Genomic DNA, 18,913 nt, shown 5'->3' on the forward strand with positions numbered 1-18,913 from the left:
TTCCGCGGTGGCGGAGGGATTTGAACCCCCGGACGGTGTTAGCCGTCTCTCGCTTTCAAGGCGAGTGCATTAGGCCGCTCTGCCACGCCACCGCTTGCAAGGGTAACGGGCTAGTAGCGTGGCGAGCATGCGTGCCATCGTCGCCGAATCCTCCGACCGACTTCTCTGGCAGGAAGTGCCCGACGCGACCGCCGGAGCCGGTGAGGTACTGATCAAAGTCACCGCCGCCGGGGTGAACCGCGCCGACCTGCTGCAGGCCGCGGGCAAGTATCCGCCGCCGCCGGGCGCCAGCGACATCATCGGAATGGAGGTGTCCGGTGTCGTCGCCGACATCGGACCGGGTGTCGACGATTGGTCTGCCGGACAAGAGGTTTGCGCGCTGCTCGCCGGCGGTGGATACGCCGAGTACGTCGCCGTTCCCGCGGGTCAGGTGATGCCGGTCCCCGACGGGGTCGACCTCGTCGACGCCGCCGGCCTGCCCGAGGTGGCGTGCACGGTCTGGTCGAACCTGGTGCTGACCGCCCATCTCGACAAGGGTCAACTGCTCTTACTGCACGGCGGGGCGAGCGGAATCGGGAGTCACGCGATCCAGGTGGCGCGCGCGCTGGGCGCCCGCGTGGCCGTCACCGCGGGATCGGCGGAGAAGCTCGAGTTCTGCCGGGAGCTCGGTGCGGAGATCACCATCAACTATCGCGAGGAAGACTTCGTCGAGCGGCTGCGCGCGGAGGGCGGCGCCGACGTGATCCTCGACATCATGGGCGCGGCCTACCTGGACCGCAATATCGACGCCCTGGCCGCCGACGGGCAGCTCGTGATCATCGGCATGCAGGGCGGCATCAAGGGCGAGCTCAACATCGGCAAGCTTCTCGGCAAGCGGGCCCACATCATCGGCACCACGCTGCGCGCCCGGCCGATGACCGGGCCGAACAGCAAGACCGAGATCGTGCAGGCGGTCGTTGCGTCGGTGTGGCCGATGATCGCCGAGGGGCGGGTGCGCCCGATCATCGGCGCGCGCCTGCCGATCCAACAGGCGGGAGAAGCGCACGAGCGGCTCACGTCGAGCAAGGTGACCGGAAAGATCGTGCTCACGGTCTAGCTTTCGCTCGCGACCGTAACGAGGTTGCGATTTCCGGCCCCGATTTTCGCCGTGGGGTTACGCTCGCGGATCCGAGAGCGGATCCCGAGCCGGCGGATCGGCGCTCAGCCCAGCGAGGCGAGCGCGCGGACCAACTGGTCGACCTCGGCCATCGTCGAGTAGTGCGCCAGTCCGACGGTGACCGCGCCGCCGATGTCGTTGACGCCCAGCACCTCGAGCGCCCGCGACCCCTTATTGGAGACGGCCAGGATCCCGTTGTCCGCCAGGCGCTGCACCACCCGCTCGGCGGGCACCTCGTGCAGGGCAAAGCTGACCACCGGTATCCGCACCTCCGGGCGGCCGATCACCATCACCAGCGGCAGGGACCGCAGCGACGCCATCAGGTAGTCGAAGATCCGGTTCAGGTAGACGGAAGCGGACTGCATCGACACCGACAGGCGTTCGCGCCGGCTGCCGCGGGCGGACTCGTCGAGCGCGGCAAGGTACTCGATGCTGGCGACCACGCCCCCGAGCAGACCGTACTGGTGAGCGCCGAGCTCGAGCCGCGCCGGACCGGTGGCGTGGGGATCGGTCGAGATCGAGCTGAACGAGTTGAGCAGGCCCGGATCGCGGAACACGATCGCGCCGATGGGCGGGCCACCCCAGGCCTGGGCGTTCACCGCCACCACGTCGGCGTCGGTCTCCTTGACGTCGAGCAGGCGGTACGGCGCGGCGGCGGAATGGTCCACCACCACGAGACCCCCGACGTCGTGCACGAGCTTGGTCATCGCGCGCAGATCGGTGACTGTACCCAGCGTCGCGGAGGCAGAACCCACGGCGACCAACCTGGTCGACTTGCCGATCAGGCCCTCCCACTGCCACGTCGGCAGCTCGCCCGTCTCGATGTCGATCTCGGCCCACTTCACCTTGGCGCCGTAGCGGTGCGCGGCCCGCAGCCATGGGGCGATGTTCGCCTCGTCGTCCAGCCGGCTGACCACCACCTCGTAGCCCAGCCCCGCCCGCGAGGACGACGCCTCGGCCAGCGACGCCAACAGGATCGACCGATCGGCCCCCAGCACCACACCCGCCGGTTCGGCGTTGAAAAGGTCGGCCACCGCGGCACGCGCCGCATCCAGGACGGCGGCGCTGCGCTGCGCCGACGGGTGCGCGCCCACGGTGCTGGGGCCGGACCGGCGGAAGGCCGTCGACACGGTGGTCGCGACCGAATCGGGGATGAGCATCCCCGCCGGCGCATCGAAGTGGACCCACCCGTCACCCAGCGACGGATGCAGTCCACGCACCCGGGCGACGTCGTAAGCCATGCCAGCCACCTTAGAGCTTCCGCATTTTGCGCGAAATTGCGACGGGTAGCGGGTGCCACCGACGTTCCGGCCAGACGCGGCCTCCCGAGCCAGGACACCCGGCCAGCCATACTAGTCGAGTGGGCCTCTGGTTCGGAACGCTGATCGCATTGTTTCTGCTCATCGCTCCGGGGACGATCGTCGCGCGAATCAGTCAGCTGACCTGGCCCGTCGCCGTTGCCGTGGGCCCCGCGCTGACCTACGGCGTGGTGGCGCTGGCGATCATTCCCTACGGTGCGCTGGGAATTCCCTGGAACGGTTGGACCGCGCTCGCCGCGCTCGCCGTCGTGGGCGTCGCGATGACGGGTTTGCAGCTGGTGTTGGCGCGCTACCGCGACACCGAGGCGGAAGCCCGCGGGGTCGGCCGCTGGCCGGCGATCGCGGTGGCCACCGGCGTGCTGCTGGGCGCCGCACTCATCATGTGGGCCGGCTACCGCGGACTCACCCACTGGCAGACCGTGCCCAGCACCTGGGACGCCGTGTGGCACGCCAACGAGGTCCGCTACATCCTCGACACCGGCCAGGCGTCGTCCACCCACATGGGCGAGCTGCGCAACGTCGAGACCCACCAACCGCTGTACTACCCCTCGGTGTTCCACGCCGTCACCGCGGTCTACTGCCAGCTCACCGGGGCGGCGCCCACCACCGGCTACACCCTCACTTCGCTGGCCGCATCGGTCTGGCTGTTCCCCTCCAGCGCGGCCGCGCTCACCTGGTTTCTGGTGCGGCAGACCAGCACCCAGTGGCGTACGGCGGGCGTGTCGGCCACCGCCGCGGCCCTGTCGGCGTCGTTCACCTCGGTGCCCTACGTGGAGTTCGGCGTCGCGGCGATGCCCAACCTGGCCGCGTACGGCGTCGCGATCCCCACGTTCGTCCTGATCGCGTCGACGCTGCGCCACCGCGACCGCATCCCGGCGGCCGTGCTGGCGCTGGTCGGCGTCCTGTCGGTGCACCTGACCGGCGGGTTCATCGTCATCCTGTTCCTGCTGGCATGGTGGCTGCTCGACGCGCTCCTGCATCCGGTACGGGGCCGCGTCCCCGACGCGCTGACCCTGGCGGCCGTCGCGGTCCCGACGGGTCTGATCCTGGCGCCGCAGTTCCTGGGCGTGCTGCGGCAGGCCGACATCATCGCCGGGCACGCGTTCCCCAGCTTCAAGAGCGCGAAGCAGGGGGTGATCGACACACTGCTGCTGCACACCCGCCACCTCAACGACTTCCCCATCCAGTACGGCCTGGTGGTGTTGTCCTACGCCGGCATGGCGCTGCTGCTGTACAAGAGGATCTGGTGGCCGGTGGCGGTCTGGCTGCTGCTGACCGTGGCCACCATTTACTCCGCGGCGCCGTTCCGCAACCCGGCCGGCCGCGCGATCGAGAAGTTCAGCCAGTTCTTCTACAACGACCCGCGGCGGCTGACGGCGGTGGTGACGATGTTGCTGACGCCGATGGCGGCGATCGCGTTGTTCACCGCGACTGTGCTGCTGGTGGCCGCGGCGCGCCGGTTCAGCGACCGGCGCAAGCCGTTGCCGGCGCCGGTGTGGACCGCGGCCACGGCCGTCGCGCTGGTGGTGACCACCGTGCTCACCGCGCGGCACTACCTCTACCGGCACATCGTGCTGTTCGGCGACAAGTACGACCAGGTCATGATCGACCAGCGCGACCTCATGGCCATGGCCTACCTGGCCAAACTGCCGGGTGCGCGCGACACGGTGATCGGCGACTCCAATGTCGACGGCACCGCCTGGATGTACGCGGTGGCCGACCTGCATCCGCTGTGGACCCATTACGACTTCCCGCAGCAGACCGGGCCGGGCTACTACCGCTATATCTTCTGGACATCGGCGCGCAAGGGCGATTCGGACCCTAAAGTCGTGGAGGCGATCAAAGCCCTCAATATCCGGTACATCCTCACCAGCTCGCCGAACGTCCGAGGGTTCGCCACACCCGACGGACTAATGTCACTGGATAAATCGAAGTCGTGGGCACTGATCTACGACAACGGTGGGGCCCGGATCTACGAATGGCACTCGGACGTGCCGGCGACCCACCCCTAGGACCGCAACAGGATGGTGATGAAGTGAGCATCAGCGATCAAGCTGACGGCGACGATGGCGTCGAGATCATCGGTGGCATCGATCCACGGGTCATGACGGCGGCCGACGACGACTCCGACGAACGCTCGCTGACCGATCTGGTGGAACAGCCGGCGAAGGTCATGCGGATCGGCACCATGATCAAGCAACTGCTCGAGGAGGTGCGCGCCGCACCGCTCGACGAGGCCAGCCGCAACCGGCTGCGCGAGATCCACGCGACCAGCATCCGTGAGCTGGAGGAAGGCCTGGCGCCGGAACTGCGTGAGGAACTCGAACGGCTGACCCTGCCGTTCGACGAGGGCTCCGCGCCGTCGGACGCCGAGCTGCGCATCGCCCAGGCCCAGCTGGTCGGGTGGTTGGAAGGCCTGTTCCACGGCATCCAAACCGCGCTGTTCGCGCAGCAGATGGCCGCGCGCGCCCAGCTGGAGCAGATGCGCCAGGGCGCGCTCCCGCCCGGAATCGGCAAGCCGGGCCAGGGCGCCCACGGTCACGGGCAGTACCTGTAAGCAGACGTGAGTAGTTGACGGTGTCGGGTCCCCATATCGAGACGCGCGACGCTTGGGTCGAATTTCCCATCTTCGACGCCAAGTCCCGCTCGCTGAAGAAGGCGTTTTTGGGCAAGGCGGGCGGCACGATCGGTCGCAACAGCTCCAACGTGGTCGTCGTCGAGGCGTTGCGTGACATCACCATGAAGCTGGAGCTCGGCGACCGGGTTGGCCTCGTCGGTCATAACGGCGCCGGTAAATCCACTCTGCTGCGCCTACTTTCGGGCATCTACGAGCCCACCCGGGGTTGGGCGAAGGTGACCGGCCGGGTCGCGCCCGTCTTCGACCTTGGAGTCGGCATGGACCCCGAGATCTCCGGCTACGAGAACATCATCATCCGCGGCCTGTTCCTGGGGCAGACCCGCAAGCAGATGCTCGCCAAGGTCGACGAGATCGCCGAGTTCACCGAACTGGGTGACTACCTCTCGATGCCGCTGCGCACCTACAGCACGGGCATGCGGGTGCGGCTGGCGATGGGCGTGGTCACCAGCATCGATCCCGAGATCCTGCTGCTCGACGAGGGCATCGGCGCGGTGGACGCCGACTTCCTGAAGAAGGCGCAGTCCCGGCTGCAGGGCCTGGTGGAGCGATCCGGGATCCTTGTCTTCGCCAGCCACTCCAACGAATTCCTGGCCCGCCTGTGCCGCACCGCGATGTGGATCGATCACGGGGTCATCCGCATGTCCGGCGGCATCGAAGAGGTCGTGCGCGCGTACGAGGGTGACGACGCGGCCCGCCACGTGCACGAGGTGCTGGCCGAGACCCGCTCCTCGGTGGACGCCGAACGGCCCATGGCGCAGAGCGCATCCGGGGATGAGTGACACCGTCTGCGCCGTCGTCGTCACCCATCGACGCCCCGACGAGCTGGCCAAGTCCCTGGATGTGCTGAGCACGCAGACCCGCCTGCCCGATCACCTGATCGTCGTGGATAACGATGGCTCGGCGTCGGGTGACGACCGAGTCCGGGACCTCGTTGCCGGCCAACCGATTCCGACGACCTACCTGGCCTCGCGGCGAAATCTCGGCGGCGCAGGCGGTTTCGCGCTCGGCATGCTGCACGCCCTGGCGCTGGGCGCCGACTGGGTGTGGCTGGCCGACGACGACGGGCGCCCCCAGGATTCCAATGTGCTGGCGACGTTGCTGGCCTGCGCCGAGAAGTACGGCCTGGCCGAGGTGTCACCGATGGTATGCAACATGGACGACCCCGAGCGGCTGGCATTCCCGTTGCGCCGCGGCCTGGTATGGCGCAGGCGCGCAAGCGAATTGCGCACCGAGGAGGGGCAGGAACTGCTGCGCGGTATCGCGTCGCTGTTCAACGGCGCGCTGTTCCGGGCATCGACGCTGGAAGCGATCGGCGTCCCGGACCTGCGGCTGTTCATTCGCGGCGACGAGGTCGAGATGCACCGCCGGCTGGTGCGCTCCGGCCTGCCGTTCGGCACCTGCCTGGACACCGCCTACCTGCACCCATGCGGATCCGACGAGTTCCGGCCCATCCTGGGCGGCCGGATGCACACGCAGTATCCCGACGACGCGTTCAAGCGGTTCTTCACCTACCGCAACCGCGGCTACCTGCTGGCGCAACCCGGGCTGCGCAAGCTGGTGGCCCAGGAATGGCTGCGGTTCGGCTGGTTCTTCCTGGTGACCCGGCGCGACCCCAAGGGCCTGCGGGAGTGGATCCGGTTGCGGCGCTTGGGGCGTCGCGAGCACTTCGACAGGCCCGGGGCGGGAGGAGCACCATGACCTTCATTGACGCCGCGGCGCAGTCCAAGACGCTGGCCCGCGCGCGCGCCGACCTGGTCGACGGCTTTCGCCGGCACGAGCTGTGGCTGCACCTGGGCTGGCAGGACATCAAGCAGCGCTACCGCCGCTCGGTGCTGGGCCCGTTCTGGATCACCATCGCGACGGGCACCACGGCCGTCGCGATGGGGGGCTTGTATTCCAAGCTGTTTCACCTCGAGCTGTCCGTGCACCTGCCCTACGTCACGCTCGGCCTGATCATCTGGAACCTGATCAACGCCGCCATCCTCGAGGGCGCCGACGTGTTCGTCGCCAACGAGGGCCTGATCAAGCAGCTGCCGACCCCGCTCTCCGTGCACGTCTACCGGTTGGTGTGGCGGCAGATCATCCTGTTCGCGCACAACATCGTCATCTACGTGGTGATCGCGTTCATCTTCCCCAAGCCGTGGTCGTGGGCCGACCTGTCGGTGCTCCCGGCGCTGGGACTGATCGTGCTCAATTGCATATGGGTGTCGCTGTGTTTCGGCATCCTGGCGACGCGCTACCGCGACATCGGCCCGCTGCTGTTCTCGGTGGTGCAGCTGCTGTTCTTCATGACCCCGATCATCTGGAACGACGACACGCTGCGGCAGCAGGGCGCCGGGCGCTGGTCGAGCATCGTCGAGCTCAATCCCCTGCTGCACTACCTCGACATCGTCCGCGCCCCGTTGCTGGGCGCGCACCAGGAAATGCGGCACTGGGTGGTGGTCGTCGCGCTGACCGTCGTCGGGTGGCTGCTGGCGGCCTTCGCGATGCGGCAGTACCGCGCCCGGGTCGCGTACTGGGTATAGGTCCCCGCCGACCGTCGAGTTGTTGCGGCGCAACGGCGCGATTTCACGCAACAACTCGACGGTCAGCCGACTGCAGCGACAGCCGGCGCAGCAGCGGATGCCCCCGCAACCGCCGGCGGGAACGGAACCATGATCGCCGCCGCACTGGCGCGTAACGCCGCCCCGTAGGCCGTTCCGGCGGCGGCATTGCACGGCCGCATGTGGCCGTGATACTGCATGTCGAGCGCAGTGATCGCGGGGTGAACGCCCCCAACAGCACCGGGTTGATCTGCGCAGCGGTGTGCTCCTCGACCCGGTTCACCGCCTGCTCGGCAGTGACCATCGGCGCCAGCGCCGTCTGGTGGGCAACCGCCGCCGCCACATGTGGCACCTTTTCCAACACCGCCGCGATCAGGACTTCGTGGTGAACGTTCAACGCGGTGTGTGTAGTGGCGGCGGCCGTAGCACCCTATCCCCTGCCAACTGCTCCCATATGTCGCCTCGCCGGGACGTGCGCATGGCCCTTCGAAGGAGGAGTATGCGAGCGTGAGCGATGTCTCGGCAATCGGCTGCGTCGGGACGCTGACCGTGGCGACCCGCGGTGACCGCGGCGCGGGCGAAGTGCTGGTGACCGTGCGCGGATCCAAGGAGACCTTCCTGGCCTGGTCCGAAGAGCCGTTGCCCAGGGGCTCTTCCGTGCTCGTGGTCGACGTCCGGAGCGCCCGCGCCGTGGTCGTCGAGCCATGGCAGGACCACCTCGCCCCGCGGTGAATTGACGACCGAAAAGGCTTGGGATACAACAGCGAAACCCATTAAGGAGTCGAAAATGCTCGGTTACAAGGTTCCCGCCCCCGACGAGGCGATGCTCATCGCCGGCGGCCGCGCCAAGGGCAGCGCCCCGTTCCGCGTCGTGACCGGCCACGGCGCCTTCATCATGCCGTTCTTCCGCAAGGTTCGGTTCCTCACGCTCTCCATGTGCGAGGCCGAGGTCGCCGAGAAGTGCGTGACCCAGCAGGGCATCACCCTCAACGTGCGCGCGGTGATCGCCTTCAAGGTCGGCAACGACACCGAGAGCATTATCAGTGCGGCACAACGGTTTCTGTCCGAGCAGGACCAGATGTCGGTGCTGACCGGGCGGATCTTCGCCGGTCACCTGCGCTCGATCATCGGCTCGATGACCGTGGAGGAGATCATCCGGGAACGGCAGAAGCTGGCGACCGAGGTGCTCGACGGCTCCAAGGAGGAGATGGCCCGGATCGGCCTCACCGTCGACGCCCTGCAGATCCAGTCCATCGACGACGGCGGGCTCGGCTACATCGACGCGATGTCGGCTCCCCACAACGCGGCCATCCAGCAGATGGCGCAGATCGCCCAGGCCCAGGCGAACCAGGCCGCGGCGGAAGCCGAACAGGAGTCGCAGCGCAAGCAGGCCGAATTCGCGCGTCAGACCGCGATCGTCAAGGCGCAGTACAAGGCCGAGGTGGACAAGGCCCAGGCGCTGGCAGCCCAGTCCGGCCCGCTGGCCGAGGCCCAGTCCCAGCGCGAGGTGCTCGAGATGAAGACCGAGCTGGCCGAGCGCGCCGCCGAGCTGCGCCAGCAGGAGCTGGTCGCCGAGGTGATCAAACCCGCCGAGGCGGAGGCCGAACGCGTCCGCATCATGGCCGTCGCCGACGCGGAGAAGATGAAGATCCAGGCCGAGGCCGCCGCCTCGCACAACCGGGTCGCCCTGGACAAGATGCTCATCGACCAGCTCCCCCAGATCGTCGAGAAGGCCGCGCTCGGCCTGTCGAACGCCAACCTCACCGTGCTCAACGGCGCCCAGGGGCTCAGCGAGGTGGCCACCGGGCTGGTGTCTCAGGGCAAGGCCATCTTCGACGCATTACGGGGCAGCGGCTTCGACTACTACGACGACGAGGACGCGGCGCCGGTCCACACGAATTCTGACTCCGGCCACCCGACCCGCTGAGGGTGTCGCCTCGCGAGCTGATCGTGCTCGGCACCGCCAGCCAGGTGCCCACGCGGCACCGCAACCACAACGGCTACCTGCTGCGCTGGGACGACGAGGGGCTGCTGTTCGATCCGGGCGAGGGCACGCAGCGACAGCTGCTGTTGGCCGGGGTGTCGGTGAGCGCAGTGACCCGGCTCTGCCTCACCCATTTCCACGGCGACCACTGCCTTGGCGTGCCCGGCATCGTGCAGCGCTTGTCGCTCGACGGGATGCCGCGCCCGGTACCCGCCTACTTTCCGGCGTCGGGCCGGGAGTTCTTCGCGCGGTTGCGCCATGCCAGCATCTTCTACGACCTGGCCGACATCCCGGAGCACCCCGTCGCCGCGGACGGATCGGTCGCGTCGGGCGCGTTCGGGGTGCTGGAGGCCCGGGCGCTCGACCATTCCGTCGACGCCTTCGGCTATCGCCTGATCGAGCCCGAGGGTCGCCGCTTCGTGCCCGCGTTGCTGGCCCGGCACGGCATCGCCGGACCCGCCGTCGGCGAACTGCAGCGCGCCGGCGTGGTCGAGGCCGGCGGGCGGACCGTCGCCCTGTCCGAGGTGACCGCGCCGCGCCGCGGGCAGCGCTTCGCCTTCGTCATGGACACGCGTCTGTGCGACGCCGTCTACGCCCTGGCCGACGGCGCGGATCTGTTGGCGATCGAGGCGACTTTCCTCGACGAGGACGCCGACCTGGCGGCGCGGTACGGGCACCTGACCGCCCGCCAGGCGGCGGGGGTGGCCGCCGAGTGCGGGGTGCGCCGGCTGGTACTGACCCATTTCTCCCAGCGCTACACCGACAGCCGCCGTTTCCACGACGAGGCCGCCGAGGCGTTCGGCGGAGACATCGTCGTCGCCGAGGACCTGGCGCGCATTCCGGTGCCCACCCGGCTCGACGAATAGGATGGCGGGCACCTCGTGGCGGTGTCACACTGATACGCCATTCGGGCAAAACCGGGCGAAAGGTCGAGCGACGTGAGCGACGAAGTCGGATCAGCGGCGGACGCGGCGCGCGCCAACCTCGCCGCGGAGCTGGAGCGGCTGAGGCAGCGGCGCGCTCGCCTGGAACTCGAGGTCAAGAACGACCGCGGCATGATCGGTGACCACGGCGACGCGGCGGAGGCCATCCAGCGCGCCGACGAACTGGTCGTCCTCGCCGACCGGATCAACGAACTCGACCATCGGCTGCGGGAGGGCCCGTCGCCCGAGGAATCGACGTCGCTGCCCGGCGGCACCGAGGTGACGCTGCGGTTCTCCGACGGCGAGGTCGTGACGATGCAGGTGATCTCGATCGTCGAAGAGACCGCCGCCGGCCGGGAGGGCGAGACGCTCACCGCCCGCAGCCCCCTGGGACAGGCGCTCGCCGGGCATCAGCCGGGCGACACCGTCACCTACTCGACGCCACAGGGCGAGAACCGGGTCGAGTTGATCGCGATCAAACTGCCCGGCTAGCGCCCCGTGGGGCGCCCCGCGCCCCCGATAGACTCCCCGCAATGGTTGCCTCGCCGCCCGACCCCGCGCCGCACAACCCACCACTGGGCGCACCGCTGAGCCTGACGACGCAGGTGTGGCGCTTCGTGGTCACCGGCGGCCTGGCCGCGATCGTCGACTTCAGCGTCTACGTCACCCTCTATAAGGCGGTGGGCCTGCAGGTCGACCTGTCCAAATTCATCAGCGTCGTCGTCGGGACCATCACCGCCTACCTGATCAACCGCCGGTGGACGTTCCAGGCGCCGCCGAGCACCGCCCGGTTCGCCGCGGTGATGGGCCTCTACGCCGTCACCTTCGCCGTGCAGGTCGGCCTCAACCACCTCTGCCTTGCGCTTTTGCACTACCGGACGTGGGCCATCCCGGTCGCGTTCGTGATCGCCCAGGGCACCGCCACGGTCATCAACTTCATCGTGCAGCGAGCCGTCATCTTCCGCATGCGCTGACCCGCCGTCCGCAGGCGGTACCCTCTTTGACGATGTCGAGCACCCCCGAGCACACCACCGCCACCCGGCTGACCGGGTGGGGCCGCACCGCCCCGTCGGTGGCCGACGTGCTGCGCACCCCCGATCCCGAGGTCATCGCCAAGGCGGTGGCCAAAGCCGCCGACTCGGGCGGCCGGGGTGTGATCGCGCGCGGGCTGGGCCGGTCCTACGGCGACAACGCGCAGAACGGCGGCGGCCTGGTCATCGACATGAACGCGCTGGACACCATCCACTCGATCAACGCCGACACCAGGCTCGCCGATCTGGACGCGGGCGTGAACCTCGACCAGTTGATGAAGGCCGCCCTACCGTTCGGCTTGTGGGTCCCGGTGTTGCCGGGCACCCGCCAGGTCACCATCGGCGGAGCCATCGCGTGCGACATCCACGGCAAGAACCACCACAGCGCCGGCAGCTTCGGCAACCATGTGCGCAGCATGGACCTGCTCACCGCGGACGGGCAGGTGCACCACCTGACCCCCACCGGCGACGAGTCCGAGCTCTTCTGGGCCACGGTCGGCGGCAACGGACTCACCGGCATCATCCTGCGGGCGACCATCGAGATGACGCCCACGGAGACGGCGTATTTTATCGCCGACGGCGACGTTACGGCGAGCCTCGACGAAACCATCGCCTTCCACAGCGACGGCAGCGAGGCCAACTACACGTATTCCTCGGCCTGGTTCGACGCCATCAGCGCGCCCCCGAAGCTGGGCCGCGCGGCGATATCGCGCGGCTCGCTGGCCCGGCTCGACCAGCTGCCCAAGAAGCTTCAGCGCAATCCGTTGAAATTCGATGCGCCGCAACTACTTACGATCCCCGACATCATTCCGAACGGCCTGGCCAACAAGTACACCTTCGTGCCGATCGGCGAGCTGTGGTACCGCAAGTCCGGCACCTACCGCGGCAAGGTGCAGAACCTGACGCAGTTCTATCACCCGCTGGACATGTTCGGCGAGTGGAACCGCGCCTACGGTCAGTCGGGCTTCGGCCAGTACCAGTTCGTGGTGCCGACCACCGCCGTCGAGGAATTCAAGGGCATCATCCGCGATATCCAGAAGTCAGGGCACTACTCGTTTCTCAACGTGTTCAAGCTGTTCGGCCCGGGGAACCAGGCGCCGCTCAGCTTTCCGATCCCGGGTTGGAACGTGTGTGTCGACTTCCCGATCAAGGCGCGGCTCAACGAGTTCCTCAACGAGCTCGACCGCCGGGTGCTCGAGTTCGGCGGGCGGGTCTACACCGCCAAGGATTCCCGGGTGAGCGCCGACACCTTCCACGCCATGTACCCGCGCATCGACGAATGGATCGCCCTGCGCCGCAAGGTAGATCCGATGCGGGTGTTCGCCTCCGACATGGCCCGACGCTTGGAGTTGCTCTAAATGGTGCGCCAATGGTTCTAGACGCCGTGGGAAACCCGCAAACCATCCTGCTGCTCGGCGGCACCTCGGAGATCGGGCTCGCCATCTGCGAGCGGTATCTGCAGAACGCGCACGCACGGATCGTGCTGGCCGCCATGCCCGGCGACCCGGGCCGCGACGCCGCCGTAGCCCAAATGAAGGCGGCGGGCGCGCGGTCGGTGCAGCTGATCGACTTCGAAGCCACCGATCCCGACAGCCATCCGAAGATGATCGAGGAGGCCTTTGAGGGCGGCGATGTCGACGTCGCCATCGTCGCGTTCGGCATCCTCGGTGACGCCGAAGAACTCTGGCAGAACCAACGCAAGGCCGTGCTGGCCGCCGAAATCAATTACACCGCGGCGGTTTCGGTGGGCGTACTGCTGGGCGAGAAAATGCGCGCCCAGGGGTTCGGGCAGATCATCGCGATGAGCACGGTGGCCGGTGAGCGGGTGCGGCGGTCCAACTTCGTCTACGGCTCCACCAAAGCCGGCCTGGACGGCTTCTACCTCGGGTTGGGAGAGGCGTTGCGTGAGTACGGGGTTCGCGTGCTGGTGATCCGACCCGGCCAGGTGCGCACCCGGATGAGCGCCCACGTGAAAGAAGCCCCGCTGACCGTCGACAAGGAGTACGTCGCCAACCTCGCGGTGACCGCGGCGGCCAAGGGTAAGGAATTGGTTTGGGCACCAGCAGCATTCCGCTACGTGATGATGGTGTTGCGGCACGTCCCGCGGAGCATCTTCCGTCGGCTGCCAATCTGAGCATGCGGAACGCGCTGGCCACCCTCGGCCAGGTGCTGCTTGCGGTCGCGGTGTCCGTCGTCGTCGCGGTGGTGTCGCTGATCGCCATCTCTCGCGTGCAGTGGCCGGCGTACCCGTCGTCGAACCAACTGCACGCGCTGACGACCGTCGGCCAGGTGGCCTGCCTGGCCGGGCTGGTCGCCGCGGGGTGGGCGTGGCGCTCGGGCCGGCTCCGCTGGCCGGCCCGGCTGGCCGGGCTGGTGTTCGTGTCGGCATTCACCGTCGTGACCCTGGGCATGCCGCTGGGGGCCACCAAGCTGTACCTGTTCGGTATCTCCGTCGACCAGCAGTTCCGCACGGAATACCTCACGCGGCTGGCCGACAGCCCCCAGCTGCGCGACATGACCTATCTCGGGCTGCCGCCGTTCTACCCGCCGGGCTGGTTCTGGATCGGTGGCCGGGTCGCCGCGCTGACCGGAACGCCGGCCTGGGAGGTCTACAAGCCGTGGGCCATCACGTCGATCGCCATCGGCGCGGCGGTCGCGCTGGTGCTGTGGTGGCGGATGATCCGCTTCGAGTACGCGCTGATCGTCACGACCGCGACCGCGGCGGCGACGCTGGCCTACGGCTCGCCCGAGCCGTACGCGGCGATGATCACGGTGCTGTTGCCGCCGGTGCTGGTGCTGACGTGGTCGGGCCTGCGGGCCGGGGGGCCCGAGCGCAGGGGCGGGTGGGCGGCGGTCGTGGCCGCCGGTCTCTTCCTGGGCTGGGCCGCCACCTGGTACTCGCTGCTGGTCGCCTTCAGCGGGTTCACGATGACGCTGATGACGCTCCTGCTGGCCGGGACGCGGTGGCGGCGAAGCGGCTTCCGGAGCGCGCTCGATCCCCTGCGCCGGTTGGGAGTCATCGCCGTCATCGCGGCGGCGATCGCGAGCACCACCTGGCTGCCGTTCCTCCTGCGGGCGGCGCGCAACCCGGTCAGCAACAGCGGCAGCGCCTTTCACTACCTGCCCGCCGACGGCGCCGAGCTGACGTTCCCTATGCTGCAGTTCTCGCTGCTCGGCGCGATCTGCCTGATCGGTGCCCTGTGGCTGGTCATCCGCGCCGGATCGTCGGTGCGGGCGGGCGCCCTGGCCGTCGGCGTGCTGGCCGTCTATCTGTGGTCACTGCTGTCGATGCTGACCACGCTGGCGCGGACCACCCTGTTGTCGTTCCGGCTGCAGCCGACGCTGACCGTGCTGCTCGTCGCCGCCGGGGCGTTCGGGTTCGTGGAGGCCACCCGGGCGCTGGCCGCGCGCGGCCGGGCGGTCGTCCCGGTGGCCGGCGCGACCGGCCTGGCCGCCGCCATCGCATTCAGCCAAGACATCCCCGACGTGCTGCGGCCGGACCTCACCATCGCCTATACCGACACCGACGGCCACGGCCAGCGCGGTGACCGCCGGCCGCCGAGTTCGGAGAAGTTCTACGCCGACATCGACTCGGCGATCGTGCGCGTGACGGACAGGCCCCGCGACAAGACGGTGGTGATGACGGCCGACTACAGCTTCCTGTCGTACTACCCGTACTGGGGGTTCCAGGGGCTGACCTCGCATTACGCCAACCCGCTGGCCCAGTTCGACCTGCGGGCCGCGCAGATCGAGAAGTGGTCGACGCTCAAGACGGCCGACCAACTCATCCACGCGCTCGACGCCTGCCCGTGGCCGCCGCCGACGGTGTTCCTCATGCGTCAGGGGGCGAACAACAACTACACGCTGCGGCTGGCTCAGGACGTCTATCCCAACCAGCCGAACGTGCGCCGCTACACGGTCGACCTGCGGGCCGCGCTGTTCGCCGACCCACGCTTCGTCGTGCAGAGCATCGGCCCGTTTATGCTGGCCATTCGTAAGCCTGGGACGTGACAGCTGATGAGTACCGAGACGTCGCCTGAAACGGGGCCGAAGACGGCCGAAGAACTACCATCTACCTCCGTGAACGGCACGGGAGGCAATTACCGGATCGCCCGGCTGGTCGCCACCGTTGCCGGTCTGCTGGGGGCACTGCTGGCGATCGCCACCCCGCTGCTGCCGGTCAACCAGACCACGGCCAAGCTCAACTGGCCGCAGAACGGCGTTTTCGGAAGCGTCGATGCCCCGCTGATCGGCTACGTGGCAACCGATTTGAACATCACCGTGCCGTGCCAGGCCGCCGCCGGGCTGTCCGGGCCGCAGAACGGCGGCAGGACGGTCCTGCTCTCGACGGTCCCCAAGCAGGCCCCCAAGGCCGTCGACCGTGGCCTGCTGATCCTGCGCGCCAACGACGACCTGGTGCTGGTGGTGCGCAACGTGCCGGTGGTGACCGCCCCGATCAGCCAGGTCCTCAGCCCGGCCTGCCAGCGGCTGACGTTCACCGCGCACGCCGACCGCGTCACCGCCGAATTCGTCGGCCTAACCCAGGGGCCCAACGCCGAGCACCCGGGCTCGCCGCTGCGCGGCGAGAAGAGCGGCTACGACTTCCGCCCGCAGATCGTCGGCGTGTTCACCGACCTGAGCGGACCCGCGCCGCCGGGCCTGAGCTTCTCGGCGACCGTCGACACCCGCTACAGCAGCAGCCCCACCACGCTGAAGATGGCGGCGATGATCCTCGGGGTGGTGCTGACCGCCACCGCGCTGGTCGCGCTGCACGTCCTGGACCGCGCCGACGGCATCCGGCACCGGCGCTTCCTGCCGCCGCGCTGGTGGTCGGTCGGCGCGCTGGACGCCCTGGTAATCGCCGTGCTCGGGTGGTGGCATTTCGTCGGCGCCAACACCTCCGACGACGGCTACATCCTGACCATGGCCCGGGTGTCCGAGCACGCCGGCTACATGGCCAACTACTACCGCTGGTTCGGCACCCCCGAGGCGCCGTTCGGCTGGTACTACGACCTGCTGGCGCTGTGGGCGCACGTCACCACCACCAGCATCTGGATGCGGTTGCCCACCCTGGTCATGGCGCTGACGTGCTGGTGGGTGATCAGCCGCGAGGTGATCCCCCGACTCGGCCACGCCGTCAAGACGAACCGGGCCGCCGCGTGGACCGCCGCGGGCATGTTCCTGGCCGTCTGGCTGCCGCTGGACAACGGGCTGCGGCCCGAGCCGATCATCGCGCTCGGCATCCTGCTGACCTGGTGCTCGGTGGAGCGAGCGGTGGCCACCAGCAGGCTGCTGCCGGTGGCGAGCGCCTGCATCATCGGCGCGCTGACCCTGTTCTCCGGCCCGACGGGCATCGCCTCGATCGGGGCGCTGCTGGTGGCGATCGGTCCGTTGCGCACCATCCTGCACCGCAGGATCAGACAATTCGGTGCGCTTCCGCTGCTGGCGCCGCTGCTCGCCGCGGCCACCGTCACCGTCATCCTCATCTTCCGCGACCAGACCCTGGCCGGGGAACTGCAGGCCACCGCCCTCAAGCGGGCCGTCGGCCCGAGCCTGAGCTGGTTCGACGAGCACATCCGCTACGAGCGGCTGTTCATGGCCAGCCCCGACGGGTCGGTCGCGCGCCGCTTCGCCGTGCTGGCGCTGCTGCTCGCGCTGGGAATCACGGTAGCGATGTCGCTGCGCAAGGGCCGGATTCCGGGCACGGCGACCGGGCCGAGCCGCCGCATCGTCGGCATCACGATCATCTCGTTCCTGGCGATGATGTTCACCCCCACCAAGTGGACACACCATTTCGGCGTGTTCGCGGGCCTGGCCGGGTCGCTGGGCGCGCTGGCCGCGGTCGCGGTGACCGCCGGGGCCATGCGCTCGCGCCGCAACCGCACCGTCTTCGCCGCCGCGGTGCTCTTCCTCATGGCGTTGTCGTTCGCCAGCGTCAACGGCTGGTGGTACGTCTCCAATTTCGGTGTGCCGTGGTCGAATGCGTTCCCGCAGTGGCACTACGGCTTCGCCACCATGCTGCTCGGCCTGACGCTGTTGGTGCTGCTGCTGGCCGCCTGGTTCCACTTCGTCGCCACCGACAACCATCCACCACACACCCCGCGCGGAGCGCAATTGGCGCGAATCGTCCAGTCTCCCTTGGCGATTGCCGCGTGGGTGCTGGTGATCTTCGAGGTGCTGTCGCTGACCCTGGCGATGACCGAACAGTATCCGGCGTGGTCGGTGGGCCGGTCGAACCTGGAGGCGCTCACCGGCAGGACGTGCGGGCTGGCCGAGGACGTCATGGTCGAGCAGGATCCCAACGCCGGCATGCTCGCGCCGGTGACCGGTCCGCCGGCCGAGGCGCTGGGCGCCGGGTTGTCGGAAGCGTTCACGCCCAACGGGATTCCGGCGGACGTCCGCGCCGACCCGGTGATGGAGCGCCCGGGTGACCGCAGCTTCGTCAGCGACGACGGCCTGATCACCAACAGCGAGGCGGGCACCGAGGGCGGCACCAACCCCGCGCCGGGCCTCAACGGCTCCCGCGCCCAGCTGCCCTACTACCTGGACCCGGCCCGCACGCCGGTGCTGGGCAGCTGGCAGGCCGGCATCCAGCTGCCCGCGCGGCTGCGGTCCGGCTGGTACCGGCTCCCGCCGCGGGACACGGCGGGCCCCCTGCTGGTGGTGAGCGCCGCGGGTCGCTTCGACCCCCGGGAAGTCCAGTTGCAGTGGGCCACCGACGACGAAGCGGCCGCCGGACACCCCGGCGGGTCGTTCCAGTTCTTCGATGTTGGGGCATCCCCCGCCTGGCGCAACCTGCGGTTGCCGCTGTCGGCGATTCCCGCCGACGCCACGCAGGTCCGACTGGTCGCTGACGACGAGGATCTGGCGCCGCAGCACTGGATCGCGCTGACGCCGCCCCGGATACCCCAGTTGCGGACCCTGCAGGATGTGGTGGGTTCGGCCGATCCGGTATTCCTGGACTGGCTGGTCGGGCTGGCGTTCCCCTGCCAGCGGCCGTTCGGCCATCAGAACGGCGTCGACGAGACCCCGAAATGGCGCATCCTGCCCGACCGGTTTGGCGCCGAGGCGAACTCCCCGGTGATGGACAACAATGGCGGCGGCCCGCTAGGCGTCACCGAACTGCTGGTGAAGGCGACGACGGTGGCGACCTATCTCAAGGACGACTGGTCGCGGGACTGGGGCGGCCTGCAGCGGCTGACACCCTATTACCCGAGCGCCCAGCCCGCCCAGCTTCAGCTCGGGACGACGACGCGCAGCGGGCTGTGGAATCCGGCGCCGCTGCGCAAGACCTAGGGATCGAGTGAGCAGGTGGCCGC

At 68.9% G+C, this 18,913-nt stretch carries 17 protein-coding genes and 1 tRNA gene; 15 read left to right on the plus strand and 3 right to left on the minus strand.

The window, feature by feature from the left end; translation table 11 throughout:
- Positions 1-5: 5 nt before the first annotated feature.
- Positions 6-92, minus strand: a tRNA-Ser gene (locus G6N56_RS15995).
- Between the two features lie 35 nt (positions 93-127).
- Between G6N56_RS15995 and G6N56_RS16000 the strand changes: the two genes are divergently transcribed.
- Positions 128-1,096 (plus strand): NAD(P)H-quinone oxidoreductase, encoded by a 969-nt coding sequence (locus G6N56_RS16000; protein ID WP_085258343.1) that lies wholly within the window; start codon positions 128-130, stop codon positions 1,094-1,096.
- A 104-nt stretch (positions 1,097-1,200) separates the two neighbouring features.
- On the opposite strand, the gene G6N56_RS16005 is transcribed toward G6N56_RS16000, so the two are convergent.
- On the minus strand, positions 1,201-2,397 hold the full coding sequence (locus G6N56_RS16005) for a cysteine desulfurase-like protein (protein WP_085258344.1): 1,197 nt from the start codon (positions 2,395-2,397) through the stop codon (positions 1,201-1,203).
- 119 nt (positions 2,398-2,516) lie between these two features.
- Here G6N56_RS16005 and G6N56_RS16010 point away from each other — a divergent pair, with 119 nt between their 5' ends.
- The 5 genes from G6N56_RS16010 to wzm all read left to right on the plus strand — a co-directional run bounded on the left by G6N56_RS16010 (position 2,517) and on the right by wzm (position 7,638).
- Positions 2,517-4,487, plus strand: a complete 1,971-nt coding sequence (locus G6N56_RS16010; RefSeq protein ID WP_085258345.1) for a DUF6541 family protein — start codon at positions 2,517-2,519, stop codon at positions 4,485-4,487.
- A 92-nt stretch (positions 4,488-4,579) separates the two neighbouring features.
- Positions 4,580-5,032, plus strand: a complete 453-nt coding sequence (locus G6N56_RS16015) for a bacterial proteasome activator family protein (RefSeq protein ID WP_408632706.1) — start codon at positions 4,580-4,582, stop codon at positions 5,030-5,032.
- Positions 5,033-5,052: 20 nt separating this feature from the next.
- Positions 5,053-5,892, plus strand: a complete 840-nt coding sequence (gene wzt, locus G6N56_RS16020; protein WP_085258346.1) for a galactan export ABC transporter ATP-binding subunit Wzt/RfbE — start codon at positions 5,053-5,055, stop codon at positions 5,890-5,892.
- A complete protein-coding gene (glfT1, locus tag G6N56_RS16025) occupies positions 5,885-6,811 on the plus strand; it encodes a galactofuranosyltransferase GlfT1 (RefSeq protein ID WP_085258347.1) in 927 nt (308 codons plus the stop codon). The genes wzt and glfT1 overlap by 8 nt, the downstream gene beginning before the upstream one ends.
- A complete protein-coding gene (gene wzm / locus G6N56_RS16030; protein WP_085258348.1) occupies positions 6,808-7,638 on the plus strand; it encodes a galactan export ABC transporter permease subunit Wzm/RfbD in 831 nt (276 codons plus the stop codon). The genes glfT1 and wzm overlap by 4 nt, the downstream gene beginning before the upstream one ends.
- Before the next feature lie 43 nt (positions 7,639-7,681).
- Here the strand turns inward: wzm and G6N56_RS16035 are convergent, their stop codons facing one another.
- Positions 7,682-8,053 carry a hypothetical protein gene (locus tag G6N56_RS16035; RefSeq protein ID WP_142280843.1) on the minus strand — a complete coding sequence of 124 codons (372 nt, stop codon included), beginning with the start codon at positions 8,051-8,053 and terminating at the stop codon, positions 7,682-7,684.
- Between the two features lie 110 nt (positions 8,054-8,163).
- Between G6N56_RS16035 and G6N56_RS16040 the strand changes: the two genes are divergently transcribed.
- The 9 genes from G6N56_RS16040 to G6N56_RS16080 all read left to right on the plus strand — a co-directional run bounded on the left by G6N56_RS16040 (position 8,164) and on the right by G6N56_RS16080 (position 18,890).
- A complete protein-coding gene (locus tag G6N56_RS16040) occupies positions 8,164-8,388 on the plus strand; it encodes an NfeD C-terminal domain-containing protein (RefSeq protein ID WP_085258350.1) in 225 nt (74 codons plus the stop codon).
- 55 nt (positions 8,389-8,443) lie between these two features.
- The gene (locus G6N56_RS16045) at positions 8,444-9,583 is read left to right on the plus strand and encodes an SPFH domain-containing protein (protein ID WP_085258351.1); all 1,140 of its coding nucleotides are present in this window, start codon (positions 8,444-8,446) and stop codon (positions 9,581-9,583) included.
- Positions 9,584-9,585: 2 nt separating this feature from the next.
- On the plus strand, positions 9,586-10,506 hold the full coding sequence (locus G6N56_RS16050) for a ribonuclease Z (protein ID WP_085258352.1): 921 nt from the start codon (positions 9,586-9,588) through the stop codon (positions 10,504-10,506).
- A gap of 72 nt (positions 10,507-10,578) precedes the next feature.
- Positions 10,579-11,055 (plus strand): GreA/GreB family elongation factor, encoded by a 477-nt coding sequence (locus tag G6N56_RS16055; RefSeq protein WP_085258353.1) that lies wholly within the window; start codon positions 10,579-10,581, stop codon positions 11,053-11,055.
- A gap of 41 nt (positions 11,056-11,096) precedes the next feature.
- Complete coding sequence (locus tag G6N56_RS16060) at positions 11,097-11,537, plus strand: GtrA family protein (RefSeq protein WP_085258354.1); 441 nt, start codon at positions 11,097-11,099, stop codon at positions 11,535-11,537.
- A gap of 32 nt (positions 11,538-11,569) precedes the next feature.
- Positions 11,570-12,952, plus strand: a complete 1,383-nt coding sequence (locus tag G6N56_RS16065; protein WP_085258355.1) for a decaprenylphosphoryl-beta-D-ribose oxidase — start codon at positions 11,570-11,572, stop codon at positions 12,950-12,952.
- Between the two features lie 11 nt (positions 12,953-12,963).
- Complete coding sequence (locus G6N56_RS16070) at positions 12,964-13,728, plus strand: decaprenylphospho-beta-D-erythro-pentofuranosid-2-ulose 2-reductase (RefSeq protein WP_085258356.1); 765 nt, start codon at positions 12,964-12,966, stop codon at positions 13,726-13,728.
- Between the two features lie 2 nt (positions 13,729-13,730).
- Positions 13,731-15,605, plus strand: a complete 1,875-nt coding sequence (locus G6N56_RS16075) for a galactan 5-O-arabinofuranosyltransferase (protein ID WP_085258357.1) — start codon at positions 13,731-13,733, stop codon at positions 15,603-15,605.
- Between the two features lie 6 nt (positions 15,606-15,611).
- Positions 15,612-18,890 carry an arabinosyltransferase domain-containing protein gene (locus G6N56_RS16080; RefSeq protein ID WP_085258358.1) on the plus strand — a complete coding sequence of 1,093 codons (3,279 nt, stop codon included), beginning with the start codon at positions 15,612-15,614 and terminating at the stop codon, positions 18,888-18,890.
- Positions 18,891-18,913 lie beyond the last annotated feature (23 nt).

It is taken from the genome of Mycobacterium saskatchewanense (assembly GCF_010729105.1).
Taxonomy (GTDB): domain Bacteria; phylum Actinomycetota; class Actinomycetes; order Mycobacteriales; family Mycobacteriaceae; genus Mycobacterium; species Mycobacterium saskatchewanense.